Source organism: Bradyrhizobium sp. AUGA SZCCT0169, from assembly GCF_018130085.1.
Taxonomy (GTDB): Bacteria; Pseudomonadota; Alphaproteobacteria; order Rhizobiales; family Xanthobacteraceae; genus Bradyrhizobium.
The window spans coordinates 244872-269078 of record NZ_JAFCMC010000002.1 but is presented as its reverse complement, the minus strand read 5'-3'; the positions used below and the strand labels follow the sequence as shown (position 1 = coordinate 269078).

Sequence of the window (24207 nt, the reverse complement as noted above, 5' to 3'; positions counted from 1 at the left end):
ACCGCGACCACGCGGGACGGCAAGCTCAAGTGTGAGGCATCAGCCCTTCACCGTGACGGCACGCCCGATCACGGGGTTGGTGACAATAGGCGGATTGGCGGTTTGGGCAGCGAGTTCGCCGATCAGGCGGTCGGCATCGGCAGCGATGCCATCAGGCGCATGGATCACCAGCCGCTCCAGCGCCCAGCGATAGGACGAGATCCTGCGCTCCAGGCATTGCTGCACCCATTGCACGATCAGCGTGTTCTCTTCCATGCGGGCGACCGCGTCGGCCCGTTCGCCCGGCGACAGCTCCGAGACCATCTTCAGGCTGGCGCTGCGCTTGCGGTCGAGTTCAATCACGCGGATGGCGGACGCAAAGAACGGCTCGAACCGCGTGATGTCGTTGCGCACGTCCTCGATCAATTGCTGATAGCGCGAGGTATGCGAGCGGTGCGGCTCGTCGATCAGGGCGCGTCCATAGGTGGTGCGATCGAACACCACCTTCTGCCGCCATGGCGAAGGCAACGGCTGGTAGTCGCCGAACACGCTCTTCCAGGCGGGCCGCGAAAGCGGCGGCTCGATCAGGGGATAGGCGAGATCGCGGAGCTGGCGCTCGTTTTCGGTGAGCTGGAAATGCGACGGCTTGAGCCCGACGCTGCCGGTGGCCTCGGCGCCCAGCCAGCGATGCATATCGTCGTTGCGGAAATCGGCGCGGGTGCGGCCGAAATCGCCGCCGCTGCAGCCGCCGAGAGCCGAACCCATCAGGATGAGTATAAGAGCCGGGAGTGACCGAAGCCCGGCGGTCCGGATCGGATGGCGCAGCTCCGGCATTTCAAATGTCCGTTGTCAGGGGCGCCGACGGCGACGGCGGCTGGGAGCTGTACCTTCTTCCGGTCCGCGTCCGCCGCTCTCGTCGGTTGGACGCTCGATCCGGATAACCGGAAGGATCAGTACGGTCCCCATGCCCTCGCCCGAAGCGCCATCCGGGGCGGGCCGCCGCGAAGCTGCATCCGCCGGAAATTCAATGATGGTGCCCATGTTCCGTTCTCTCTCGTTGCCGCACGGACATGATTTGGCCGGCGACATGCGATCATTCAGAACAGAACGTGGTTAACGGCATCTTAATTACCGCTTGGGGGCGAGCCGCCGGATCGGCCGCTGTGGTTTACGCAACACCCGCAAAAGTCCGGCATTTTTTCAGGGGTTGTTTTCCTTAACCAACTCTTAAAGCGCCCCAAGTAGGCTCACCCAAGGGGATCTCCAAGTCGCGTTTACCTGACATGACCGCAGCACCATTATTTCCGGGCTTCGACGGGCTGATGTCGCTCTCGCGCCGCGAGGGCGTCGACATCCGCCCCACCTTGCTGCGCGTGCTGACCGACCTTTATGTCCAGGCCAGCGCGCATTCCGCCGACGAGGAACGGCAGTTCGTCGAGTTAACTTCAAGGCTGATCGACCAGGTCGACGACGCCACCCGCGCGGCCGTGCGGGCCCGGCTTGCTATCTATCCGGCGACCCCCCTCGAGATCATGAACAAGCTCGGATTGCGGCGCGCCCATCCCGGCCAGACGGTGCCGCTCGCGCCTTCGATTGCGCCCACCCCGCCTGAAGCGGCCCCCCGGGTGCCGACCGAAGCGGAACTGCGGATGGCCTCCAGCCTGGCGATGCGGCCCAACGATGCCGCCGAAATCAGCGACATGTTCTTCGCGGCCAATGCCAGCGAACGGACGCAGATCCTGCACAATCTCAACGACACGCCGCTGAAGGCCTCTGCGCGAATTCCGGCGGCGCGCGCCAAGCGTGCGATCGAGACGCTGGAGATGGCCGCGTTTGCCGAGGACGCCGACAGTTTCGCGCTGGAGATCGGCGAGGCGCTGATCCTGCCGGCGCGGATCGCCACCCAGGTGGTGAATGACCCCGGCGGCGAGCCGCTCGCCTGCGCGGCCCGTGCGCTCGACATGCCGAGCGCGGCGTTCCAGCGGATATTGATGTTCCTCAATCCCGAATCCGGCGTCTCCGTGCACCATGTCTACCGGCTGTCGCGGCTCTACGACCGGCTGACCGAACGCTCCGCGCTGGTCATGCTGGCGGCGTGGCGCGGCTCGACCATGGCGGTCACGCGCGCCAAATATCGCGCCGCGCTCTACGACGACGAGCGCAACCGCGCCCGCTCCGCGCCATCCCAGACGCGGCCGGCCGTACAGCCCGGAAGCGCGCCAATCGTGCGCACCGGCACCGACGGGACGAAGCGCTAGACGAGGGCCTAACGATCTTGTGCCCGGGCACAAAATCTCGAAAACAACCCCATGATAGAATAGGCCGGCCTCAGGCCTTCGCCAGCTCCAGAAAATGCCGCCCTGCCCGGTCCTCGGTCTCGACGATCCAGGTGTCGGGATCGAACTTGATTTCCTTGGCGAGACGTTCTTCCACCGACTGCTCGGGCACCGGCTGCGGCGACGCCGGCACGAACAGGCGCTCGGTCGGCCGGCTCTCGTCATAGACGGTCTGCGGCGCCGGCCCGTACAGCATGGCGTTGCCGTCGAGGTGAGCCACCTTGACGAACACAGCACCGGCTTCTTCCGCGCCGCGCCGGCGCACGGCGCCGAAGACGCCTTCGGTTTGGCAACGGCGCAAATAGGCCGACACCCAGATAGATGATTTCAATCGCATGGCCGGACGATAGGCCAGCGTCCAGGCTGACGCCAGAGGCCATGGCCAAGGCGCGTTCCCTCGCGCACGCAGTCGGCAGAGTTATCCGCAACGCGATCGTAACCAACACTTGTCAAAGCCGGCACGATTTCCAAAGTCGCGGTTCCCGACCAGTCATCATCTCGGCCCTCGCCGCACGTGAGCCCGCACAAGATCGTGAGCCGGAGAGCAAAACATTGACTCGGTCGGTCGACCGAATTACTATGATCCGCGATCGCACCAGGGAGTTTTCATCGTGGCGCGCGCCGCAGCCAAGAAAATTGAGAAAAAGGCAGAGACCAGCACCACGCTGCTCGAAGCCGCCAAGAAAGTATTGCGCCAGAACGGCTACGCGGGCTTGTCGACCCGCGACGTCGCGGCGGCTGCCGGCGTTCCGTTGAGCCAGATCCATTATCATTTCGGATCCAAGCAAGGGTTGGTGCTGGCGCTGTTCGAGTACTTGAACGCGCAGCTCCTGGATCGCCAGAACGCGATGTTCGGCGACACCAGTCTCAAACTGTCGGAGCAATGGGACCGGGCCTGCGATTATCTCGATGACGACATCGCCTCCGGCTATGTGCGCGTGCTGCAGGAACTGATCGCTGCGAGCTGGTCCGACCCGACGGTCGCGCAGGTCGTTCGCACCGCGATCATGGGATGGGTCGATCTCATCGTCGGCGCGACACGCAAGGCTGAACGTGAATTTGGCGGCCTCGGCCCGCTGACGCCCGAGGAGGTCGGAGCCTTTGCTGCCAATGCGTTCATCGGCGCCGAAAGCCTCTATCTGCTTGGTTTCGAGAAGAAAGGCTCGCCGATACGCCAGTCCTTGCGACGGGTCGGTGATCTCGTTCGCAGCGTCGAAGGTGCAGCCAATCGATGAGGTGACGCGATGCGTGCGAAATTGCCCGACGAAAGTGGTTTTATCGATCGCGACGGCGTCAGGATCTACTACGAGATCTACGGCACTGGTCCGGAAACCATGCTGTTCGTGCCGCCCTGGTGCATCGTCCATTCGCGGATCTACAAGGCGCAATTGCCGTATTTCAGCGAGCGCTTCCGCTGCATCACCTATGACGGTCGCGGCAACGGCAAGTCCGACCGTCCTGAGGATGTGAAGAGCTACTCACTGGACAATTACGTGGCGGATCTGCTGGCCGTCATGGACGCCACCGGCGCGGGCAAGGCAATCCTCGTTGGCCTTTCCTTTGGCGGCATGCTCGCCAGCGTGCTGGCCGCACATCACCCTGATCGCGTGAAGGCCGCAATCCTGGTCGGGACGGTAGCGAGCATCGGACCCGCCAACTATCCCCATTTGGCAAACCAGCATTTCGACGCCAAACAGGAACGGTTCGACGGCTGGAATAAATTCAACCGCGAGCACTGGCTGGCGGATTATCCTGATTTCGCCGAGCACTTCATTCGCAACATTCATACCGAGCCGCACTCGACCAAGCAGATCGAGGACGGCATCGGCTGGGCCAGCGACACCACCGGCCCGGTGCTGATCAACACCGTCGACGCACGGCTGATCCCGCCGCGCTTCGATGTCAGCGAAGCGATGTACCGCAAGATCTGCTGTCCCGTGCTGCTCATTCACGGCGACAACGACCAGATCCAGCGCCATGCACGCGCGAAATCGCTGGCCGAGGTCATGAATGCGGAGCTGGTGACCATTCCGGGCGGCGGTCACAACCCGCTCGGCCGCATCCCCGCAAAGACCAACACCCTGATTGTCGATTTCCTCGCTCGCAGGCTCGCCATCGCCTCCCCCGCAAGCCGATCGAACCGCACGACAAGGAAGGCCAAACGCGCACTCTATCTCTCCTCGCCGATCGGCCTCGGGCATGGGCGGCGCGATATCGCGATCGCCCGCGAGCTGCGCAAGCTGCACCCGGATATGGAGGTCGATTGGCTGGCACAGGATCCCGTGACACGCCTCTTGGAGGCGAACGGCGAACGCGTTCATCCGCTGAGTGCGCGGCTGGCCAGCGAGTCCAGGCATATCGAGATGGAGTCGGGCGAGCACGACCTGCATTGTTTCCAGGCTCTTCGCCACATGGACGAGGTGCTGATCGCGAACTTCATGACCTTCCAGGATGCCGTCGACGAGGGCAATTACGATCTCGTCATCGCCGACGAGGCCTGGGACATCGATCATTACTGGCACGAGCACCCCGAGCTGAAGAAAGCCGCACTCGCCTGGTTCACCGACTTCGTCGGCTATGTGCCGATGCCGTCGGGCGGCGAGCATGAGGCGTTTCTGACCACCGACTACAACGCCGAAATGATCGAACACATCGAGCGGCATCCCGGCGTGCGCGACCGCGCCATTTTCGTCGGAAGCCTGGAGGACATCATCCCGTTGTCGTTCGGCAAGGACCTGCCGGCGATGCGCGACTGGGTGCCGCGGCATTTCGATTTCGCCGGCTACATCATCGGCGAACATCCGCATATTTTCGGCAGCCGCGCGGAGCTGCGCGAGCGGCTCGGCTACCGGCCGGACGAGCGCGTCTGCATCGTCACGGTCGGCGGATCCGCCGTCGGCACCCACCTGATCAAACGCATCCTGCAGAGCTATCCGATGGCACGGGCCAGACTGCCCGAATTGCGCATGATCGTGGTGGCGGGCCCGCGGATCGATCCGGCCTCGCTCGGCGCGCCCGACGGCGTCGAGATGCGCGCCTTCGTACCCGACCTCGACCGTCATCTCGCCGCATGCGATCTCGCGCTCGTGCAGGGCGGCCTTACCACCTGCATGGAGTTGACCGCGGCCGGAACACCGTTCCTCTATTTCCCGCTCCAGAACCACTTCGAGCAGAATTTCCACGTCGCCCATCGTCTTGATCGCTACGGCGCCGGCACGCGCATGGCATTCGCGTCGTCGACGCCGGACATGATCGCGGAAGCGATGGTTGGTGCGTTGCGCGCGCCGGCCAAATTCAAATCCGTCGAAGTCGACGGTGCCGTCCGTGCCGCCCGCATGCTGGCGGATCTGGTCTAACCGCAATCAATTGTCAGTGGAGGTAGCTATGTCGAGCGTTAATCAAGCGACCCGGATTGATGAAGGCAAACTCAACGCATTCGTCGGCCAGATGCTGGGCGACCTCGGGGGCGCGTCCAGCGTCGCCATGGTACGGATGGGCGATGCGCTCGGATTGTACAAGGCGCTACACACCAATGGGCCGATGACCTCAGACGAACTCGCCGGCACCGCGAAGGTCGATCCGCGATACCTTCGCGAGTGGCTGTCCAATCAGGTGAGTTCCAACTATTTGTCCTACGATCCTGCCTCGGCGAAATTCGCGCTGCCGCCCGAGCAGGCGATGGTGTTCGCCATTCCCGACAGCCCGGTCTATCTGATGGGCGGCTTCGATCTGATGGCGGCGATGCTCGAGAACCAGCCGAAAGTTCAGGCCGCGCTCAAGTCCGGCGGCGGTGTCGCCTGGGGCGATCAGGCCGGCTGCATGTTCTGCGCGGTGGCCCGCTTCTTCCGGCCCGGCTATCACAACAACATCGTGTCGACGTGGCTTCCTGCTCTCGGAGGTGACGTGATGAAGAAGCTGGAGGCCGGCGCCAATGTCGCAGACGTCGGCTGCGGCCACGGTTGGTCGACGGTCCTGATGGCCAAGGCTTTCCCCAAATCCCGATTCGTCGGCTACGACTTCCATCCCGGCTCGATTGCGGATGCAAAGGCGCATGCCGAAACCCATGGCGCTTCCGCCAACACGCGCTTCGAGGTCGGACTCGCCAAGGACTATCCCGGCAAGGACTACGATCTCGTGACCTGTTTCGACTGCTTGCACGACATGGGCGACCCGGCGGGAGCCGCCGCCCACATCCGCCAATCCCTGAAGGACGATGGGACATGGATGATCTGCGAGCCGATAGCGGGCGATCGTCTCGAGCAGAACCTCAACCCGGTCGGGCGCTTGTACTATGCCGCATCGACCATGATCTGCGTGCCGACCTCGCTCTCGCAGGAAGTCGGCACGGCGCTGGGCGCGCAGGCCGGCGAAGCACGGCTCCGCGAAGTCATCCTGAAGGGTGGCTTCAAGAGCGTGCGTCGTGCCACCGAGACGCCGTTCAACATGATCCTCGAAGCAAGGCCGTAGTTTCCAGCATGGCAACTGCAAGCCTGGCCAAGGTCACCGGCCGCAGGAATCCCTGCGGCCGGCATACGGCGGGTTGACCGTCGCGCGGACCAACCATATTCTCAAAGCTGCGGTGCAAGCCGCGCCCGGGTCCGCGGGAAGGGTCGAACCCACTTGCAGCTTCCAAGCGACACCCAGAGCCTTTGTGCAAGCCGGTATTGCGGACCATCGGCGATTCCATGCACGGAGGTTTCCAATGGAACGATCGCCTGATCGACTAAATCTCGACCATCTCAAGAAGCAAGCCAAGGATTTGCTCCGTCTCTACCGGCAGCGTGATGGCGACGCTTTTGCCCGCTTTCGCCGCGTCCTTCCGGCAGCCGCAGGGCACAGCGACGACCAGATCGCATCCTTGAATCTCCGGCTCCATGACGCTCAATCGTGTGTGGCGCGCGACTACGGCTTCGCTTCCTGGCAGGACCTGAGACGCTATCTCGAAGCGCAATCGGCCATCGGCAGCGAGCGCGACGAACGTGTCCTGCGCTGGCTCCAACTGGTTTATGCCGGCGACATCAATGGCACGGCAAATCGCGCCAATCCGCGCGTTGCCATCAGGATGCTGGCCGAAAGCCCCGACCTCGCCGCCGGAAACCCCTATCTGGCATGTGCGATCGGCGCAGAAGACGCGTTGCGAGAGGCCACGCAGCAGGATGCAGCATGGGTCAACCGCCCGGGTGGACCACTGAAACTGCCCCCACTTGTCGCCGTCACGCATTCCAGCCTGTTGTCTGTTCCGGAATTCCGCGCGCGGCTGCATCGCTGTGCCCGTCTGCTGCTGGCGGCAGGCGCCGATCCCAACCAGCGTATCGGCAATCGTTGGCCGCCGGCATCGGTCAGCGAACCCGACGACGGCAATCCGTTGTCGGCGCTTTACGGCGCCGCCGGAACCAACCATGACCCCGAACTCACGAAACTGCTGCTCGACGCCGGCGCCGATCCAAACGACGGCGAGTCCCTCTATCACTCGCTGGAGACGTTTGTTTGTACCCGCCTGCTGCTGGAGCGTGGCGCGCGTGTCGCGGGCAGTAACGTGATCTACCATGCGCTCGACTTCGACAATGTCGTCGCACTTCAACTTCTGCTCCAGAACGGCGGCGATCCGAATGAGCCGGCGCGCAATTCACCCTTGACCGATTGGGGATCGCCACTGCTGTGGGCGATCCGGCGGAGGCGATCCCGCCGGTGTATCGAGGCGCTGCTGGAAGCAGGCGCAAACCCGTTGGCAGCGACGCCTGACGGCGTCAGCGCCTACAGGCTCGCCTTGCAGTTCGGCCTTCGCGAGGTCGCCGATCTCCTGCGCGCGAGCGCTACGGACGAGCCCATTCCGGAGGAGGAAGCATTCATTGCGGCCTGCGCCTGCGGCGATGAGGCCGAGGCCCGGCGCATCCGCGCCAGGCGGCCCGACCTTCCCGAAACGCTTCCGGCCTCGCAGTTGCGGCTGCTGCCCGATCTTGCCGCCGAGGGCAACGATGTGGGGGTAAGGCTGATGGTCAGGCTTGGCTGGCCGATCGCGGTGCGCGGCGGCGACTGGAATGCGTCCGCGCTCAATCTTGCGGTGTTTCGCGGCGATGCCGGATTGACCCGGTTCCTGCTCGAACATGGGGCCAGCTGGACCGAGCAACATGGCTTTGGCGACAATGCCTGCGGCTCGCTTTCCTGGGCGTCTTGCAACGAGCCGGTCGAAGGCGGCGACTGGTCGGGCTGTGCGCGCGCCCTGCTCGACCATGGCATGCCGCGCGCGAAGCCGGATCAGGACGGCTCGGAATGGATTTTGATCCACGGGCGGAGAAAACAATTCTCCGACGAGGTCACCGAGATCCTGCTGGGTGGGTCGTAAGGCCCGTCCCTACTCGATCGGACGGCCGGTCATCGCGGTGAGCTCCTTCACCAGGCGGTCGGACATCTGTCCGGTCACCGGCAGTTTGCGGTCGCGCTCGAATTTCGTGATCGCCGCCTGCGTGTCGGCACCGACGGCGCCGGTCGGCTTCAACTGGCCGTAGCCGTATTCGGTCAGCGCGCGCTGCACCGACGCCACGCGGCGCGCGCCCGCGGATTGCGCGGAAGCCGGAATCGGCGCCGGCGGCCGCATGACCTGGGGCGCCGCAGCCGGCACGGACCCGTTCGGTTTGGCCACCGGAGTAGCAGTGCTGGAAGCTGCGGCGGCGGGAGCCGAACCGGTCGACCTGACCACCAGATTGGTCATGGGGTCAGTGTTTTTGGGGTCAGCGCTCTTGGGGTCGGTGGTTTTGGGATCGGCGTTTCTGCTCTCGACGGGTTTCGGTTCCGGGGGCTCAGCGGAACGCACCAGTTCTACCGGGCGCGGACGGGGCAGCGGGTTCGCAGCCACCGGCGCCGGCGCCGGCAGTTTCACGACCGAACCGAACATCGGCGACGGATGACGACCGGCTTGCAGAAACAACGCGTTGGTGAGGATGGCGCCGATGGCGGCAACGGCCAGCGCGCCGGCCAGCATGTCCTTCGGACTGCGCAAGAGCATGCGCATCACAAATCCACGCTCTTCTTCCGCGTCGACTGCAACCGCTTTCGCGCCGCGGCGGCGGCGCGGCATCTCGTCGTCATCGATCGTTCGCTTAGGCACTTTTCTTCACCTGATGGGCTTGGTCTTGTAATCCTGATCGCAGCGCCGGCTTCAGCGTCGCGACATTGCTCGAAGGTGCTTGGCTCGAAGGGCTCGAAGGCGAATTCAATTCCACCGCCGACGGCATGAAGGCAAGCGGCAAGACCACGGTTACCGTGGTTCCCTCATCGACCTTGCTCTGAACATTCACCTCGCCATGGTGCAATCCGACCAGGCCCTTCACGATCGACAGCCCGAGGCCGGTGCCTTCGTGCTTGCGCTGATAGGTCTTGCCGGCCTGGAAGAACGGATCGCCGATCCGCTTGAGATCGTCGGGTGCGATGCCGACCCCGGTATCGGTCACGCGAAGCATCAGGCGCGAGCCCTCGACCGCAGCCGAGACGGTGACATGGCCGCCGCGCTCGGTGAACTTGACGGCGTTGGCGACCAGGTTCAGCACGATCTGTTTGAAGGCGCGTGGGTCTCCCGTCATCATGGGCAGATCTTCCGGCGCACGGGTGACGAGATCGACGCCGTTGTCGCGCGCTTTCAGGGCCAGCAGGTTGCAGCAATGCAGCAATGCGGCACGCGGCGCGAATGGCTCCGGCGAAATCTCGAAATTGCCGGACTCCATCTTCGACATGTCGAGAATGCCGTTGACGACCGACAGCAGATGTTGTCCGGAATCGTTGATCAGTTGCGCGTATTCCTTGCGCCGCGCCGCGTCGATCATCAGCAGATCTTCCTGAACGATCATCTCGGAGAACCCGATGATGGCGTTGAGCGGCGTGCGCAGTTCATGGCTCATGGTGGCGAGGAAACGCGTCTTGGATGCATCCGCCCGTTCGGCGGCGGTACGCGCCAACTCCAGCGCCTGCTCCTGCACCTTGCGGTCGGTGACGTCGCGCATCACGGCGACGACTTCGGCCTCGGGCGAGGCATGCTCGAGCGGCCGGCAGCGCATCTCGACCCAGATGAAATCGGAGTTGCTCTGGCCGCGGACGACATCGCGCCGCAGCCGGAACTCGACGCTGCGCGCCTCGCCGCCACGCGCGGCGTCCGACAATGCGGTCAGATAGGCCGGACGATCGGCCACATGGACGCGGTCGAACAGGCCGTGACCTGCAAGCCGCGTGACTGAAGTGCCCAGCATGGTTTCCGCGGCGGGCGAGATGAACTGCACCGCGCCGTTGCGGCTGTGGCGTGAAATCACGTCGCTCATGTTAAGCGCCAGCAGGCGGTAGCGGTCTTCCTCGACACTGAGCAGTGCGACGCTGGTACGCGCCAGCGATTCCGAGCCAAAGGCGAGACCGACGGCATAGAGCGTCGCCGCCGCGATTCCAACCGCCATCAAGAGGCTACGCAACGCCGCGTTCGGCTCCACCACCGGCAACAGGTCGAAATGCCCGAGGGCGATCAAGAGCGCGGCGCAGGACAACGCCAGCGCCGAAGCAAACGCGACGACGCGGCGCGAGGCCGAGAGCGCGGCCTCAAGCGGCACCACGACCAGCCCGACCGCGGCAAAGGACTCAATGCCTCCGGTGTTCGCGGCGACCATCATGACGAGACCGGCCAGCGCCAGCGACGACAGAATATGTGCGCCGTCGTAACGGCCGGTGCGCGACAAGAACCATGACAGCAGGATGGGTGCGATCAGCCAGGCAAAAGCCGCAACCTCGATAGCCGTGGGCGCACCGCGCATCGCCAGGTAGACCGGGAATGCCGCAAAGGCGGCGAGGCTGCCGAGCAGCCGCGGCGCCATGAAGGCGCGATGGCGCGCGCGCGTCAGCGCATCATATCGTGCGGACGGATGCAGCAGCGCATCGAGACAATCGCGGATGATACTCAAAACACTCACGGCTTTTGCGCTTCGGCTTGTTCGTCTGTTGGCTTGCAGACGCGCCGGAACGCCCCCTTATCTTTGGCCCACCGTGTCAGAGCGAACTTAAGCGAACGCTAAGGCACGACGGCCGGGCGGCAAACACCGTGCATTCGCGGAGCTTTAACCCGTTACGGAACGCTCATTCGACGCGGATGGTGAACGACAGGTTTCCGGCGCGATCAATCTATGGTTTCGAAATGGTGGACGGCCCCGGCACGCCCACTTTTTTGTGTTCGCGAATATCAATCGAAAATTTACGTCGAATCAAATCATTGGAATTTTCCGCGAATTTTCGGCGAATTTACTTCAATGCAAACACTTGCGATTTATCGACGGCTGATAGTCAGGAGCAAACCTGCGGACATAACCGCAACAAGACCAAAAGAAACGACCGGGGTCGCGAGATGTTCTTTCTGCTTCGCATGGTGTTCTGGCTCGGACTGGTGCTCGTGCTGCTGCCCAGAGAAAAGACGCCTGAATCGGACAAGCTGCCGCAGATCGGCGCCTCCGAAGCCGTATCGGCTGCGACCGCGGCCGTCTCCGACATGGGGCAGTTCTGCAAGCGCCAGCCGGCGGCCTGTGAAGTCGGCGGCCAGGCCGCGAGCGTGATCGGCCAGCGCGCTCAGGACGGCGCGCGCAAGCTGTATCAGATCATCACCGACAAGCCCGACAAGTCCGATAAGCCCGACAAGAAAGCCCCCGACCACACCGGCTCGATCGACGGCTCGGGCGACGACGAAGCCACGCCGGCGGCCACCGCGCGGGGCGACACGCTCACGCAAGACGATCTCGCAGCCGAGTGGCGCGGCACGACGTCTGCATTGAAGGATTAAATGGCTGAAAAATAGGTCCGGAACCGGTTCCATTTTCGTCGCTTTCGCTCCACCCGCATCCTATATAGACGGTGGAGCATGGAACACGGACCACGATGACGATCGACGAGATCAGGGAAAATTTTGAGCTGCTGGACGAGTGGGACGACCGCTACCGGTACGTCATCGAACTCGGCCGCACACTGGCGCCGATGCCGGAAGCCGAGCATTCAGCGGCCAACAAGGTCAACGGCTGCGCCAGCCAGGTCTGGCTCTCGAAGCAGCTCGACCGCAGCGGCAACAGCGAACCGCGCCTGAATTACCTCGGCGACAGCGACGCCCACATCGTGCGCGGCCTGATCGCTATCCTGCTGACGCTCTATTCCGGGCACACGCCGCAACAGATCCTGTCGACGGATGCGATTGCCCTGTTCGACGAACTCGGATTTCGCGAGCATCTGACGCCGCAGCGCTCCAACGGTCTGCGCTCGATGGTCGAGCGCATCCGCTCCGATGCGCGCGAGGCGCTTGCCACGGCTTCCTGACGCGTTTTCTTAACGCGACCCGGTATCCACTTCGCTCGAAAACGCTTTGCTATTTCCGCTTCCGCGCCTGCTGGCCGAGGCCCATTTTCTTGGCGAGCTGCGAACGGGCCACCGCATAATTCGGCGCGACCATCGGATAGTCGGGCGGAAGGCCCCATTTGTCGCGATATTGCTCCGGCGTCATGTTGTATTGCGTGCGCAGATGGCGCTTCAGCGACTTGAAGCGTTTGCCGTCCTCGAGACAGATCAGATACTCCGGGGTCATCGATTTCTTGACGGACACGGCCGGCTTTGCCGGTTCGAGCGGCGTCTCGATCCGGCCGGTCGATACCCGCAGCAACGCGGCGTGAACCTGGCTGATCAGGCTCGGGATTTCGGAGGCCTGCGTCGGATTGTTGCTGAGATAGGCCGATACGATATTGGCGGTCAGTTCGACGGGCGTCTTGCCGGCGGAATCGGTCATGGCTCAACCTTCCTGGGAATCGCAATCGCGATCCTGGGATCGCGAACGCGCGAGCGCGTAGGGTGCTGAAAGTATCCGGCCGCGCCTATACGCAAGGGGAATTTATTACGACTTGGCGAATATGACCGAATTACCGGGAATCTGACAAGAACAGCGGCGTTTTATTTTCACGCCGGCTTGCCGGCCAAGTATTGGCGCTTCAGGGCCGCTGATCGAGGTGCGTGCGCAGCTCGTCGATGGAAGCAAAGCGCATCATGCCCTCGGGCATCTGGGCCTCGATCGATCCGTCCGAATAGAGCGAATAGGCCATGCCGTCGACGACGCCCGATTTCAGCACCGTTACGGCCGGCTGTTGGTCATTGCGCGGCGGGACGCCGTTTGGTTCGTCAAATGCAGGGGGTGTCCGGCCCGCGCGACGCGGCGGCGGGGTCTCACCAGGCCGCGATCGCTCCGGTTTCGGCCAGGCATCATCGAACGATGGCGGTTGCGCTTCGGCGGGAACTGGCGGCGGCGGCGCGGCTGGCGGATTGGGGCGAAGGTCCGGCGACAACAGATCCGGCGGCAGCGGCTCGCTGGTCCTTGCCTGCGCGCGCTCGCGCTCCTTTCGCGACGTCGAGGAAAACAACAGATTGCGCTTTGGCTTCGGCGCAGCCTCGGCGGGCTCGGATTCCGGCGGCAGATCGCCACGCGGGCGCTCGCGCGTGGCGACCTCACCCTGCCATGGCGGCGGAGACGGCGAGGCGGCAGCAGGTGCGGCGGGCTCGCTGCCGGCACTCTCGGCGGTCTCCAGCTTGAACGGAACAAGGCCGTCGCCTGAACCAGCCTCCGGTGACATACCCGGTGGAAGCACCGGCCGTACCATGGCCTCGCCGCGCGGCTGGGATACGCTCGCACCGAGCTGCCGCCCGATGTTCCTCAGTTCCCGCACCGCCACCCAGAGCCCGAGCATGATCGCGCCCGTGCAAAACCCGGTCACGCCGGAGAGGATCAGCGTGTTGCCGGTGCTGAATTCGTTGATCGTGATCCCGTAGCCAATCGCCAGCAGGCCCGCCAAAACAAGGCCGGTACCCGCGACCAACATGCCAACCATCATCGAACTAACCCCCCGGCTGCGCCCGAAATGCTCGCAAACCGCCTATGCCACGATACCGTCATAATGTGCGCACCGCCAACCAGCAATTCTGCACAGAGTTCCTCAAAAAACGGTTCCTCAAAAATCCCGGCGGCGGAAACCTTCCCTCTGCAAAATTCAAGCGCCGATCGCGGCATTCAGCTGCCATTCAGACGCCTCCCGTAAATCTACTGCCTACTAATTACCGCCAATTTGTTGCATTGCATCAGGGAATTAGACCACAATTCCCGATTACTCGAAAATGGAACTGCGCTATATGGATGCCGGGGAAAAGAGGCTCAAAAGCGCAAACGCTGGGCCAAAGGGGACACCGGGTTAGCCAATAGCCATGTCAGCCATCACGACATCTGCCGTCGATACGCCCGAGCGGCGCTCGATGGAGCGGACTTGGGACGACCTAGCCATGGTCGTGCTGGCCGCTGTCACCCTGGTCGCAGGTTTGACCTTCCGTGATTACGGACTGGGCTGGGACGATTACACCCACGCCGAATATGCCGAGCTGTTGCTGCGCATGTACGGTTCCGGTTTCAAGGATATCGGCGCGCTGTCGTTCGCCAATCTCTACATGTATGGCGGCGGCTTCGACATGGCGGCGGCACTGCTGCACAAGGTCATCCCGCTCGAACTGTTCGAAACACGCCGCCTGCTCGGCGCCGTCGTCGGTGTCATCGGACTTGCCGTGACGTGGCGGCTGGCGCGGCGGGTCGGCGGTCCGCTGGCCGGGCTCGCGACGCTGTTGCTGCTGGCGCTGTGCCCGACCTTCTACGGCCACATGTTCATGAACCCTAAGGACGCACCATTCGCGGTCTCGATGGTGATCCTGATCCTGGGTCTGGTCCGCCTCGCCGAGGAATATCCTCAGCCTTCGCCGCGAACCATCCTGATCGTCGGCTTGGGTGCCGGCCTTGCGATCGGTTGCCGGATCCTCGGCGGCCTGGCGTTGGTCTATGCCGTCGTCGGTTTCATTCCCTTGTTGATCGAGGAATATCGCACGCAGGGGCTGCGCGAAGCCGTGCATCGCTTTGGTCATGTGGTCTACGTGCTGCTGCCGGGCCTCGTGTTCGGCTACCTGCTGATGGGCCTGGTGTGGCCGTGGGCAATCATGGAGCCGGACCATCCGTTCAAGGCTCTGACCTATTTCTCGCATTTCTTCGAAAAGCCCTGGAAGGAAATGTTCGACGGCGCCCTGGTATCGGTGCCGGACATGCCGTGGTCGTATCTGCCGACGCTGTTCGCGCTGCAGCTTCCCGAAGTACTGCTGGCGCTGTTGTTCGCCGGCATCATCGGCACCTTCATGTCGCTGTCGCGCACCGACGTGCCGGCCCGCCGCAAGACCATTATGCTGATGCTCACGATGGCGGCGACGCTGCCGCTGGTGATCGCGATGGTGAAGCGGCCCGCGCTCTACAACGGCATCCGGCATTTCGTGTTCGTGATCCCGCCGATGGCGGTGCTGGCCGGCGTCGCCTTCGGCCGGGGCATGACCTGGCTGAAGGAAAACCGCCGCAGCTGGCAACCCGCAGCCCTTGCGGCGTTCGCATTCGGGCTGTTGCTGCCGCTCAGCGAAATGATCCGCCTGCATCCTTACGAATACACCCACTTCAACCACATCGCCGGCACGGTCCGCTCCGCCGACAATTTCTTCATGCTGGATTATTGGGGCCTAGCGCTGAAGCAGGCTTCCGACGGCCTGCGCGAGGAACTGGTCGAGCGGCAGGAAGTCGCGCCGAGCGGGCGCAAGTGGAAGGTTGCGGTGTGCGGCCCGCAACGTCCGGCGCAGGTCGCGCTCGGTCCGGATTTCACCATCGGCTGGGACAGCAACGCCGCCGACTTCGCGATGACGCTGGGCGAATTCTATTGCAAGGGCCTCACCGCGCCGGTGATGGTGGAAATCAAGCGCGACGATGTCGTGTTCGCGCGCGTCTACGACATCCGCGGCCGGGCCATTTCCTCCCTGCTGGCCATTCCGGCGCCGTAGCCCTTATCAAGCGCACAAAGGCATAACAGCCAGCCCTGGCCGCGCCTTGCTGTGGTGCGGGCGCAGGGCTAGCTTGCGCACCAAATCAGCAACACACGGGAGAAACCGGTCATGTCGCCAGCCGAAGCTCGCCTCAAGGAAGTACCGTCCGGGATGACCGGTGCCGAGTGGAACCAGCGCGTCGATCTCGCCGCCGCCTATCGCCTGGTCGCACTGTATGGCTGGGACGATCTCGTCGACACCCACATTTCCGCGCGGGTACCCGGTCCGGAGCATCACTTCCTGATTAATCCTTACGGCCTGATGTTCGACGAGATCACAGCTTCCAGCCTTGTGAAGGTCGACCTCAATGGCAACCAGCTCACCCAGAGCGACTACAGCATCAACCCGGCCGGCTTCACCATCCATTCGGCGATCCACGAGGTCCGCGAGGACGCCGGCTGCGTGCTGCATCTGCACACGCCCGACGGCACGGCGGTGGCGAGCTGCATGGAAGGGCTGCTGCCGATGAACCAGACCGCGCAACTGGTCACCCATGACCTCGCCTATCACGACTACGAAGGCATTGCGCTGGACCATGACGAGCGCCCGCGGCTGCAAAAGGACCTCGGCAACAAGAACCACATGCTGCTGCGCAATCACGGCACGCTCACCGTCGGCCGCTCGGTCGCCTCCGCCTTCGAGCGCATGTACCATCTGGAGCGGGCCTGCACGATGCAGGTGCGCACCCGCATGCTCGGGCCGACCGCCTACCCGGTCGAAGCGGCCGTGGTCGACAAGAACGCCGCATTGTTCAGCAATCCCGACCGTGCGGAAATGCGCTCGACCAACCTGGTGTGGCCGCCGCTGCTGCGCAAGCTCGATCGCATCGACCCGAGCTACCGGACCTGACGCCCGCACGCGGGTGAACAGTGCGAAAGGCCTGGCGAAGTGACTATTCTGGTGACCGGCAGTTCCGGACATCTCGGCGAGGCACTGGTCCGTACCCTGCAGGCTGAGCGGCGTGAAGTCCTCGGCATCGACGTTCTTCCTGGCGCGTTCACGCAGCTCGTGGGCTCGATCACGGACCGCGGCGTTGTGCGACAATGCATGAAGGGCGTCACGGCCGTGCTGCACGCAGCGACGCTGCACAAGCCGCATGTGGCGACCCACAGCCGTCAGGACTTTGTCGACGTCAACATCACAGGCACGCTCAATCTGCTTGAGGAAGCCACGGCTGCGGGCGTCACGGGGTTCGTCTATACCAGCACCACGAGCGTGTTCGGTGACGCGCTGGTGCCGCCACCGGGCGAGCCCGCGGCTTGGGTGACGGAAGACGTCATCCCGGTGCCGAAAAACATCTACGGCGTCACCAAGGCGGCCGCCGAGGACCTGTGCCAGCTGTTTGCCCGCAACCATTCACTTGGCGCCATCGTCCTGCGCACCTCGCGTTTCTTTCCCGAGGAAGACGACAACCGCTCCGTCCGCGAGGGCTATGCCGACGCCAACCTCAAGGCCAACGAATTTCTCCATCGCCGCGTCGATCTCGAGGACGTGGTCAGCGCGCATCTGCTGGCCATCAGCCACGCGCCATCAGCAGGTTTCGCGAAATACATCATCAGCGCCACGACGCCGTTCTCGCGCGATGATACCGCGGACTTGCGCAGCGATTTGCCGCTTGTGCTGCGCCGTTACGTGCCCGGCTTTGAGGCGGCATATGCACGGCGCGGCTGGACGATGGCGTCCGGCATCGACCGGGTTTACGTCAACGCCAAAGCGCGCGCTGAACTCGGCTGGCAACCGCGCCATGATTTCCACACCCTGCTGGCGCGGCTGCAAACCGGTGACGACATCCGCAGCCCGCTCGCGCGGCAGGTCGGCAGCAAGGGCTATCACGACCGCGTCTTCCACGACGGGCCCTATCCGCTGGAGTGATTCGCCCGGGTTATCGGAATTGAAAATCTTGGGAATTGCGTGTAAGGTGTTTTCCAACGACCTCTGCACTACCGAATCAAAACGCCGCCCAATTCCGGGCGGCGTTTTTGTTTTGGCGGCCGAGCTCTTCGGCATTGATCAGGAAATACAGCGTCCGCCAATCGCACGCGGCTTCCTATCCAAAAACACTGCCTCAGGCCTTACGCCCATAGAGGTCGTTCAACGCATGACAAATGGATTGGCTGGCGCGCCCTTTGCCGTCGATATCCAAACGCTCTTGGTTTCCAGATATTCTCCCACCGCGTGAATGCCACTCTCGCGGCCGAGACCCGAATGCTTCATCCCGCCGAACGGCATCATGTAACTGATCGCCCGGTAAGTATTCACCCAAACGGTGCCGGCACGCAGAAGCTTTGGTACCCGCACCGCGCGTCCCAGATCCTGAGTCCATATGCCGGCGGCAAGACCGTAGATCGTGTCGTTCGCAATGCGGATCGCGTCTTCCTCAGTGTCGAAGCCGATGATCGAGAGCACCGGCCCGAACACTTCCTCCCGCGCAATCCGCATGGAATTGTCGACGTCGGTGAAGATGGTCGGTTCAACGAACTGGCCGCCCTTGATGCCGGCGCCCGAGGCGGGCTTTCCGCCGAGCAGACAGCGGGCACCCTCCGCTTTCGCTACGTCAATGTAATCGAGCACCTTCTTGTATTGGGCTGGGGTGGTGATGGGACCAATATTGGTATCCGATTGCATCGGATCGCCGATCTTGGCGGACCTTGCGAGCTCCAGCAAACGCTCCACGAACTTGTCCTTGATCGAATTCTGAACAAGAAGGCGCGATCCCGCAATACAGGTCTGCCCTGTCGCCGCAAAGATGCCGGAGACCGCGCCCGAGGCAGCGGCGGTCAGATCGGCATCCTCGAAGACAATGTTGGGTGATTTCCCGCCGAGTTCGAGCGAAACTCGCTTCAAGCTGCGCGCAGCGGTCTCGTACACCTTCGCGCCGGTCGCGTCCGAACCGGTGAAGGTAATCTTGGCGACGCCAGGATGTGAGATCAGTTCCGTTCCGACCTCGGGGCCGAAGCCCGTCACCACGTTGAAGATACCATCTGGAATGCCGGCCTCCTTCGTGAGCGCGGCGAATTCCAGCGTGCTGGCGGACGTGAACTCCGACGGCTTGACGATGACGGCACAGCCCGCGGCAAGGGCCGCGGCGCACTTCCAGGCGACAAAGAGAAGCGGCGAATTCCAGGCCGTCAGCGCCGCGACCACACCGACCGGCTCGTGCGTCGTGTAGGCGAAGGTGTCCGGCTTATCGATCGGCACCAGGCCGCCTTCGAGCTTGTCGACGAGTCCGCCGAAATACCACCACCATTCCGGATGGTACCGAAGCTGGCCAAGCATCTCCGCCAAGAGCTTGCCGTTGTCGCGCACCTCGATCTCCGCGAGGCGTTCGGCATTTTCCGCCACGAGGTCGCCAAGCTTCCGCATCGCCTTTCCGCGTGCGGACGCCGTCATCGTCGACCAGGGGCCGCGCCACATCGCGTCGTTGGCGGCCTTTACCGCCTTGTCGACATCGGCCTTGTTGCCGCGAGGGATCTTCGCCCAGGGCTCGCCGCGGTAGGGATCGACCGACTCGAACCACTCACCACCGACAGGATTCACGTACTCGCCGCCAATGAAATGCCGATAGGTCTTCATCTGACCCTCCTATTTATGGAACGTTATTTCCCCGCTTCCGCGAACGCCGCCAGGATCCGCGCCCAGGAGCGGATACCTTTGTGGAAACTCTTGAGGTCGTACTTCTCGTTCGGCGAATGGATGTTGTCGTCGTCGAGGCCGAAGCCGACCAGCACGGTATCGAGGCCGAGCGTGCGCTTGAAGTCCGCGACGATCGGGATCGAGGCGCCGGAACCGATCAGCAGCGCTTCCTTGCCCCATTCGTCGGTCAGGGCGCGCTTGGCGGCCGCCAGCGGCTTCATGTTCCAGTCGAGCGCGATCGCCGGCGCGTTGGAGTGATCGATGAATTCGGCCTTGCAATCGCCGGGCAGCCGCGCCGTCACATAATCGCGGAAGGCCTTGCGGATCTTGTCCGGGTTCTGTCCCTCCACCAGGCGGAACGAAATTTTTGCGGAGGCTTCCGCCGCGATCACGGTCTTGGAGCCCTCGCCGGTGTAGCCGCCGACGATGCCGTTGATGTCGCAGGTCGGGCGCGAGGACACCTGTTCGATCAGGAGACGGTCTTTTTCGCCGGCAGGGATCGAAAGGCCGATCGGCTTCAGGAATGATTCCGGCGTCAGATTGAGATTCTTCCATTGCGAGAGGATGTCCGGCGGCAGGTCCTTCACGCCGTCGTAGAAGCCGGGAATGGTGATGCGGCCGTTGTCGTCAAACAGGCCGCCGAGAATTTTGGTCAGCACCCGGATCGGGTTCTGCGCACCGCCGCCGAAAATGCCGGAATGCAGATCGCGGTTGGCGGCCTTGATCTTGACCTCGTCATAGACGAGCCCGCGCAATGACGTCGTGATCGCCGGCGTATTCTGGTCCCACATGCCGGTGTCGCAAACGAGTGCGAAGTCCGCTTTCAGGTCAGCCTTGTTGTGTTCGAGGAACGGCACGAAGTTTTTTGAGCCGACCTCTTCCTCGCCCTCGATGACGATGGTGACGTCGACCGGCAGCGATCCGGTCACCGATTTCCAGGCGCGGCAGGCTTCGACGAAGGTCATCAGCTGTCCCTTGTCGTCCTCCGCCCCGCGCGCAACGATGATCTTGCGGCCGTCGGCATGGTCGGTCACGACCGGCTCGAACGGCGGGCGGTGCCACAGGTTCAAGGGGTCGACCGGCTGCACATCATAATGCCCGTAGAACAGCACGTGCGGCCGCCCGTCCTTGCCTTCATTCATCTTGGCGACGATCGCAGGATGCCCCGCCGTCGGCCGCACCTCCGCCGCAAAACCGAGCGTCGCGATGTCCTTGGCCAGGTGATCGGCGGCCGCCTTGCAATCGCCGGCAAAGGCGGGATCGGCCGAGATCGACTTGATCCGCAGCAGCGCAAACAGCCGTTCGAGGCTGTTGTCGAAATCGGCATCGATGCGGTCGAGGACCGGCTGAAGCTGTGCGTTGGCCATCACGGTTTTCCCTTGGCTGTGGGCATTGTTGTTGCGTCGATTTGTAGCCCGCTTGTGGACCGAGGCAAAGTGGCGGAAGCGTCCGCATTCGGCGGGTGCAGCATGTGCCAGACCAGCCCCGCCACCAGCAGCGCGGTCGAGGCCAGATTGTTCCCGTAAGCCTGCAGGTCGGTCGGAAAGATCGGCAGCGACAGACACAAGAGCAAGCCTGCGACGGCCAGAAGCGTCCAGGTGCCGGCCTTCACCGCAGGCCGCGGGTCATACGCAGCGCGATGGATGAGAACTGTCATCGGGAAGAACAGCCACATGAAATAGTACTGACGGGCCAGCGGTGAGGCGACCGTCATCAGGCAGAACAGGATGCCGAGTTCCTCGGCGTCGGAGCGTTCGGTGCGACGCGACGCCGGCGGCATCACCGCAATGTAACCGAGCCCGATCGCCAGCGAGACCGCCAGCACGATCCAGTTCGCCGTCTTGAAGTCGAGGTTGGCGATATTCATGGTGCGAACCGGTTTGGCCGGATCTTCCTGATTGTGGTTCACCGGCCGCGCCAGGCGGTGTGTCACCGCGATGATGGACTGATTGACCCACGACCAGTTCTGCTCGTCACGCTGGCCGAACCCCTTTTCCGAGGTCGATCCCACCATGCCCTGATACCAGGTCTTCAATTCGGCAACGTTGTGCTGGAAGCCGCGGAACGGCGCCGGCAGCACGAACAGAAACACGATCAGGAAGACCAGCATGCTGGCGGCGGCCGCCCACTGCCTGCGCCAGACCAGATAGGGGAACACCGCCACCGGAAACACCTTGATCGCGGTGGCGAGCGCAAACATGCTTCCCGCCATCCATCCGCGCTGATCGCGCAGCAGCCAGAATCCGTACAGCATCAGTGCCAGCAGCACGAGGTTGGGCTGCCCGAGGTCGAACATGTCGAACACGAAGGTAACCGTGACAATGCCCGGCAGCGCTTCCAGCCAAGGACCGGGCTTTTGACCCGACCCCGCCATCGCGTGCGAATACTGCGCCGTCATCCACCACGCGACGATGTTGAGGAACGACAGGCACAGATAAAGCGGGATCTTGCCGAAGTAGCTCGGAATCGCCAACAGCAGCGCCGACAGCGGCGGATAGATGAAGTCGAGGGTCCCTCGCGTCACCCGCAGGTAAAGATCACCACCGTGAAGCACCTGCTGGCCCGCCCAATACCAGAGCGCGTAGTCCTTCGTCTTGCCGTTGCCCCAGATTTCGGGAACCAGAACGTCTGCGGTCAAGGCGATGCAGACAACGATAAAGAGGACATCCAGCGGACGTCGCAAAGATGGCCATCTAAGCACGGGGATTACTCACTTTCACGGAGGGAGACGGTGCACGGCGGCTGCATTCAGTAGCAACCAGGTTCACGTGCGGACCAGTCGATGCGAGGCTTACTTGCACAATCTGGGACGTCAGTTCGGGACGATCATGGCTCTTGCTTACCCCTGATCTCGAAAATCCTGGTAAGCAGACCCTAGTTCAGTGTGGCGTGGGCAATGGCCGCAAAATCGGGTTTTTGCGCGATGATCTCAGCGACCTCCGAACCCCTCAGGATCGCAAAGGCGGGCGGCTTCAGGTTGGCTATATCCGTGAGCCCTACCATGCGAATAGGTGCGGCAACATACGCCAGCGTGTTCAAATCGGCACTGGTGGTGACATAGAGCGTACCCTGCATCGCATCCCTGACCGCGGCTATCGTCTGCGCCGACGTCTTCGACTGACTAAACGCGATCGGAGCGGCCGGGATAACAATCCAGCCGAGAACGATCAAGGCAGTTGATATCCCGGTTACAACCGTGTTGCTGACGGCAATCAACCAGGGTCGCGTGGCCCACCACCGGTCGAACAGGATCCCTCCCACTACGGCGAGCGCCAAATTGGCAGGCATCGCATAGCGCGTCGCCACACCCCCGGGCCAGATCAGCAGCATGGACGCGACCGTCGCATAAAGCACGGCAGCAAGCATGAGATCGCGCTCTCGACCGAAGGCGTTCCGTGCGAGGGCGACGATTGCCGGAAACAGCAGCACCGAACCCGGCAACCATTCCACCAGGAAAAGGCTGAGGACAAAATCCAGGTGATCCCTCACCCATTGCATCAGCGTCATTCCCTCGGACAAACGCGAATGGAGGATCCAGGCCTTTACGTCGCCTGGAATCATGACCATCCAATACCAGGCCGCAACGGTCAGCCCGGCCATTGCGTTGGCGAAGACAAAACCCGGAATATCGCTCCAACGCCGCTTCACCAGCAGGTACGCACCAACGCCCAGCGCAAAATAGGTAATGGGCTGGGGACCCTTGGCGAGGCCCGCCGCCGCCAGCAGAACACCGATGGCGAGCCACCGGAAAATTGACGTGGATCCGCTGGAAACGCCCTTCCACCACAAGAAGAAACCGCCGAACAGCAGCACCGACAAGGTAACATCAGGCTCGGCAGTGACAAACTTCTGACTGACCATTGGACACGCAAACCAGCAGAGCGCGCCAAACACCGCAGGCGCCTTGCGGGTGTGCGGCAACACCAGATGGAAGACCATCAACCCGCCGGCGAGCAGAAACAGCAAATGCGGTATGCGCGCCGACCAAACCGAAACGCCACCCGAGAGCTTGCCGATTGCCGCGGCAATCCACGACAGCAGAACCGGACGCTCGATATACCGAACGCCGTACAGATGGGGCGTAAGCCATTGCCCGTCCTCGACGGCGCCTCGCGCGAGTCCGATGACCGTTCCCTCTTCGAAATGGGTGCCCCGCAGCGAGACCGCCGGAAAGGCCATGAGCGCCCAAAGCAACACGACCCAAATCCAGCCTGGAATATTGGCGCCGCGGACATACGCGACCTGACTCAAGAACCACGTCCATACGTATTCCGTGACGGCCGTCGAGCCGTCAGCCTGGTTCGCCCTTCGCTCCATCTAG

The 24207-nt window shown here is 63.1% G+C and carries 21 protein-coding genes; 10 read left to right on the top strand and 11 right to left on the bottom strand.

The genetic code is table 11. The features are described from left to right. Nucleotides 1-39 precede the first annotated feature (39 nt). Both JQ609_RS03250 and JQ609_RS34885 read right to left on the bottom strand, forming a co-directional pair. Nucleotides 40-813: a hypothetical protein gene (locus tag JQ609_RS03250; RefSeq protein ID WP_212271989.1), complete on the bottom strand. Its 774-nt coding sequence runs from the start codon at nucleotides 811-813 to the stop codon at nucleotides 40-42. Nucleotides 814-828: 15 nt separating this feature from the next. Then, nucleotides 829-1020, bottom strand: a complete 192-nt coding sequence (locus JQ609_RS34885; protein WP_249119637.1) for a hypothetical protein — start codon at nucleotides 1018-1020, stop codon at nucleotides 829-831. A gap of 242 nt (nucleotides 1021-1262) precedes the next feature. Here JQ609_RS34885 and JQ609_RS03245 point away from each other — a divergent pair, with 242 nt between their 5' ends. Next, entirely contained in the window at nucleotides 1263-2237 is a 975-nt protein-coding gene (locus JQ609_RS03245; RefSeq protein ID WP_212271988.1) for a DUF2336 domain-containing protein, read from the top strand. Nucleotides 2238-2307: 70 nt separating this feature from the next. Here JQ609_RS03245 and JQ609_RS03240 read toward each other — a convergent pair whose 3' ends face one another. Then, nucleotides 2308-2652 carry a DUF1491 family protein gene (locus tag JQ609_RS03240; protein ID WP_212271987.1) on the bottom strand — a complete coding sequence of 115 codons (345 nt, stop codon included), beginning with the start codon at nucleotides 2650-2652 and terminating at the stop codon, nucleotides 2308-2310. A gap of 274 nt (nucleotides 2653-2926) precedes the next feature. Between JQ609_RS03240 and JQ609_RS03235 the strand changes: the two genes are divergently transcribed. The 4 genes from JQ609_RS03235 (at nucleotide 2927) to JQ609_RS03220 (ending at nucleotide 8658) form a co-directional block, all read left to right on the top strand. Then, a complete protein-coding gene (locus JQ609_RS03235; protein WP_212271986.1) occupies nucleotides 2927-3550 on the top strand; it encodes a TetR/AcrR family transcriptional regulator in 624 nt (207 codons plus the stop codon). A gap of 9 nt (nucleotides 3551-3559) precedes the next feature. Then, the gene (locus JQ609_RS03230) at nucleotides 3560-5671 is read left to right on the top strand and encodes an alpha/beta hydrolase (RefSeq protein ID WP_212271985.1); all 2112 of its coding nucleotides are present in this window, start codon (nucleotides 3560-3562) and stop codon (nucleotides 5669-5671) included. A gap of 28 nt (nucleotides 5672-5699) precedes the next feature. Continuing rightward, nucleotides 5700-6782 (top strand): class I SAM-dependent methyltransferase, encoded by a 1083-nt coding sequence (locus tag JQ609_RS03225; RefSeq protein WP_212271984.1) that lies wholly within the window; start codon nucleotides 5700-5702, stop codon nucleotides 6780-6782. 235 nt (nucleotides 6783-7017) lie between these two features. Beyond that, nucleotides 7018-8658: an ankyrin repeat domain-containing protein gene (locus JQ609_RS03220; protein ID WP_212271983.1), complete on the top strand. Its 1641-nt coding sequence runs from the start codon at nucleotides 7018-7020 to the stop codon at nucleotides 8656-8658. Nucleotides 8659-8667: 9 nt separating this feature from the next. Here JQ609_RS03220 and JQ609_RS03215 read toward each other — a convergent pair whose 3' ends face one another. After that, a complete protein-coding gene (locus tag JQ609_RS03215) occupies nucleotides 8668-9420 on the bottom strand; it encodes a peptidoglycan-binding domain-containing protein (protein ID WP_212271982.1) in 753 nt (250 codons plus the stop codon). After that, nucleotides 9413-11257 carry a PAS domain-containing sensor histidine kinase gene (locus JQ609_RS03210; protein WP_212271981.1) on the bottom strand — a complete coding sequence of 615 codons (1845 nt, stop codon included), beginning with the start codon at nucleotides 11255-11257 and terminating at the stop codon, nucleotides 9413-9415. The genes JQ609_RS03215 and JQ609_RS03210 overlap by 8 nt, the downstream gene beginning before the upstream one ends. A 428-nt stretch (nucleotides 11258-11685) precedes the next feature. On the opposite strand from JQ609_RS03210, the gene JQ609_RS03205 reads away from it, so the two are divergent. Next, complete coding sequence (locus JQ609_RS03205) at nucleotides 11686-12114, top strand: DUF5330 domain-containing protein (protein WP_212271980.1); 429 nt, start codon at nucleotides 11686-11688, stop codon at nucleotides 12112-12114. Between the two features lie 95 nt (nucleotides 12115-12209). Further along, nucleotides 12210-12638, top strand: a complete 429-nt coding sequence (locus JQ609_RS03200) for a SufE family protein (RefSeq protein ID WP_212265406.1) — start codon at nucleotides 12210-12212, stop codon at nucleotides 12636-12638. A gap of 49 nt (nucleotides 12639-12687) precedes the next feature. Here the strand turns inward: JQ609_RS03200 and JQ609_RS03195 are convergent, their stop codons facing one another. Together JQ609_RS03195 and JQ609_RS03190 are read right to left on the bottom strand one after the other, a co-directional pair. Continuing rightward, the gene (locus tag JQ609_RS03195; protein ID WP_192737430.1) at nucleotides 12688-13101 is read right to left on the bottom strand and encodes a MucR family transcriptional regulator; all 414 of its coding nucleotides are present in this window, start codon (nucleotides 13099-13101) and stop codon (nucleotides 12688-12690) included. A gap of 199 nt (nucleotides 13102-13300) precedes the next feature. Further along, complete coding sequence (locus JQ609_RS03190) at nucleotides 13301-14182, bottom strand: DUF308 domain-containing protein (RefSeq protein ID WP_312014793.1); 882 nt, start codon at nucleotides 14180-14182, stop codon at nucleotides 13301-13303. Nucleotides 14183-14561: 379 nt separating this feature from the next. On the opposite strand from JQ609_RS03190, the gene JQ609_RS03185 reads away from it, so the two are divergent. The 3 genes from JQ609_RS03185 (at nucleotide 14562) to JQ609_RS03175 (ending at nucleotide 18125) form a co-directional block, all read left to right on the top strand. Then, a complete protein-coding gene (locus JQ609_RS03185; RefSeq protein WP_212271978.1) occupies nucleotides 14562-16211 on the top strand; it encodes a glycosyltransferase family 39 protein in 1650 nt (549 codons plus the stop codon). A 111-nt stretch (nucleotides 16212-16322) separates the two neighbouring features. Further along, nucleotides 16323-17102: a class II aldolase/adducin family protein gene (locus JQ609_RS03180; protein ID WP_212271977.1), complete on the top strand. Its 780-nt coding sequence runs from the start codon at nucleotides 16323-16325 to the stop codon at nucleotides 17100-17102. A 39-nt stretch (nucleotides 17103-17141) separates the two neighbouring features. Beyond that, nucleotides 17142-18125 (top strand): NAD(P)-dependent oxidoreductase, encoded by a 984-nt coding sequence (locus JQ609_RS03175; protein ID WP_212271976.1) that lies wholly within the window; start codon nucleotides 17142-17144, stop codon nucleotides 18123-18125. Nucleotides 18126-18344: 219 nt separating this feature from the next. Here JQ609_RS03175 and JQ609_RS03170 read toward each other — a convergent pair whose 3' ends face one another. The 4 genes from JQ609_RS03170 to JQ609_RS03155 all read right to left on the bottom strand — a co-directional run bounded on the left by JQ609_RS03170 (nucleotide 18345) and on the right by JQ609_RS03155 (nucleotide 24137). Further along, entirely contained in the window at nucleotides 18345-19826 is a 1482-nt protein-coding gene (locus JQ609_RS03170) for an aldehyde dehydrogenase (protein WP_212271975.1), read from the bottom strand. 23 nt (nucleotides 19827-19849) lie between these two features. After that, nucleotides 19850-21253 carry a M20/M25/M40 family metallo-hydrolase gene (locus tag JQ609_RS03165; RefSeq protein ID WP_212271974.1) on the bottom strand — a complete coding sequence of 468 codons (1404 nt, stop codon included), beginning with the start codon at nucleotides 21251-21253 and terminating at the stop codon, nucleotides 19850-19852. Further along, the gene (locus tag JQ609_RS03160; RefSeq protein WP_212272054.1) at nucleotides 21253-22530 is read right to left on the bottom strand and encodes a glycosyltransferase family 87 protein; all 1278 of its coding nucleotides are present in this window, start codon (nucleotides 22528-22530) and stop codon (nucleotides 21253-21255) included. Before JQ609_RS03160 ends, JQ609_RS03165 begins: the two co-directional genes overlap by 1 nt. A gap of 230 nt (nucleotides 22531-22760) precedes the next feature. After that, nucleotides 22761-24137, bottom strand: a complete 1377-nt coding sequence (locus tag JQ609_RS03155; protein WP_212271973.1) for a glycosyltransferase family 39 protein — start codon at nucleotides 24135-24137, stop codon at nucleotides 22761-22763. Nucleotides 24138-24207: the final 70 nt, after the last annotated feature.

What these genes read in the sequence shown, in the direction of transcription:
- JQ609_RS03170 (WP_212271975.1), bottom strand. Translation starts at nt 19,826, where the DNA reads ATGAAGACCTATCGGCATTTCATTGGCGGCGAGTACGTGAATCCTGTC.
- JQ609_RS03225 (WP_212271984.1), top strand. Translation starts at nt 5,700, where the DNA reads ATGTCGAGCGTTAATCAAGCGACCCGGATTGATGAAGGCAAACTCAAC.
- JQ609_RS03185 (WP_212271978.1), top strand. Translation starts at nt 14,562, where the DNA reads ATGTCAGCCATCACGACATCTGCCGTCGATACGCCCGAGCGGCGCTCG.
- JQ609_RS03220 (WP_212271983.1), top strand. Translation starts at nt 7,018, where the DNA reads ATGGAACGATCGCCTGATCGACTAAATCTCGACCATCTCAAGAAGCAA.
- JQ609_RS03240 (WP_212271987.1), bottom strand. Translation starts at nt 2,652, where the DNA reads ATGCGATTGAAATCATCTATCTGGGTGTCGGCCTATTTGCGCCGTTGC.
- JQ609_RS03245 (WP_212271988.1), top strand. Translation starts at nt 1,263, where the DNA reads ATGACCGCAGCACCATTATTTCCGGGCTTCGACGGGCTGATGTCGCTC.
- JQ609_RS34885 (WP_249119637.1), bottom strand. Translation starts at nt 1,020, where the DNA reads ATGGGCACCATCATTGAATTTCCGGCGGATGCAGCTTCGCGGCGGCCC.
- JQ609_RS03180 (WP_212271977.1), top strand. Translation starts at nt 16,323, where the DNA reads ATGTCGCCAGCCGAAGCTCGCCTCAAGGAAGTACCGTCCGGGATGACC.
- JQ609_RS03165 (WP_212271974.1), bottom strand. Translation starts at nt 21,253, where the DNA reads ATGGCCAACGCACAGCTTCAGCCGGTCCTCGACCGCATCGATGCCGAT.
- JQ609_RS03230 (WP_212271985.1), top strand. Translation starts at nt 3,560, where the DNA reads ATGCGTGCGAAATTGCCCGACGAAAGTGGTTTTATCGATCGCGACGGC.
- JQ609_RS03195 (WP_192737430.1), bottom strand. Translation starts at nt 13,101, where the DNA reads ATGACCGATTCCGCCGGCAAGACGCCCGTCGAACTGACCGCCAATATC.
- JQ609_RS03250 (WP_212271989.1), bottom strand. Translation starts at nt 813, where the DNA reads ATGCCGGAGCTGCGCCATCCGATCCGGACCGCCGGGCTTCGGTCACTC.
- JQ609_RS03200 (WP_212265406.1), top strand. Translation starts at nt 12,210, where the DNA reads ATGACGATCGACGAGATCAGGGAAAATTTTGAGCTGCTGGACGAGTGG.
- JQ609_RS03190 (WP_312014793.1), bottom strand. Translation starts at nt 14,182, where the DNA reads ATGTTGGTCGCGGGTACCGGCCTTGTTTTGGCGGGCCTGCTGGCGATT.
- JQ609_RS03205 (WP_212271980.1), top strand. Translation starts at nt 11,686, where the DNA reads ATGTTCTTTCTGCTTCGCATGGTGTTCTGGCTCGGACTGGTGCTCGTG.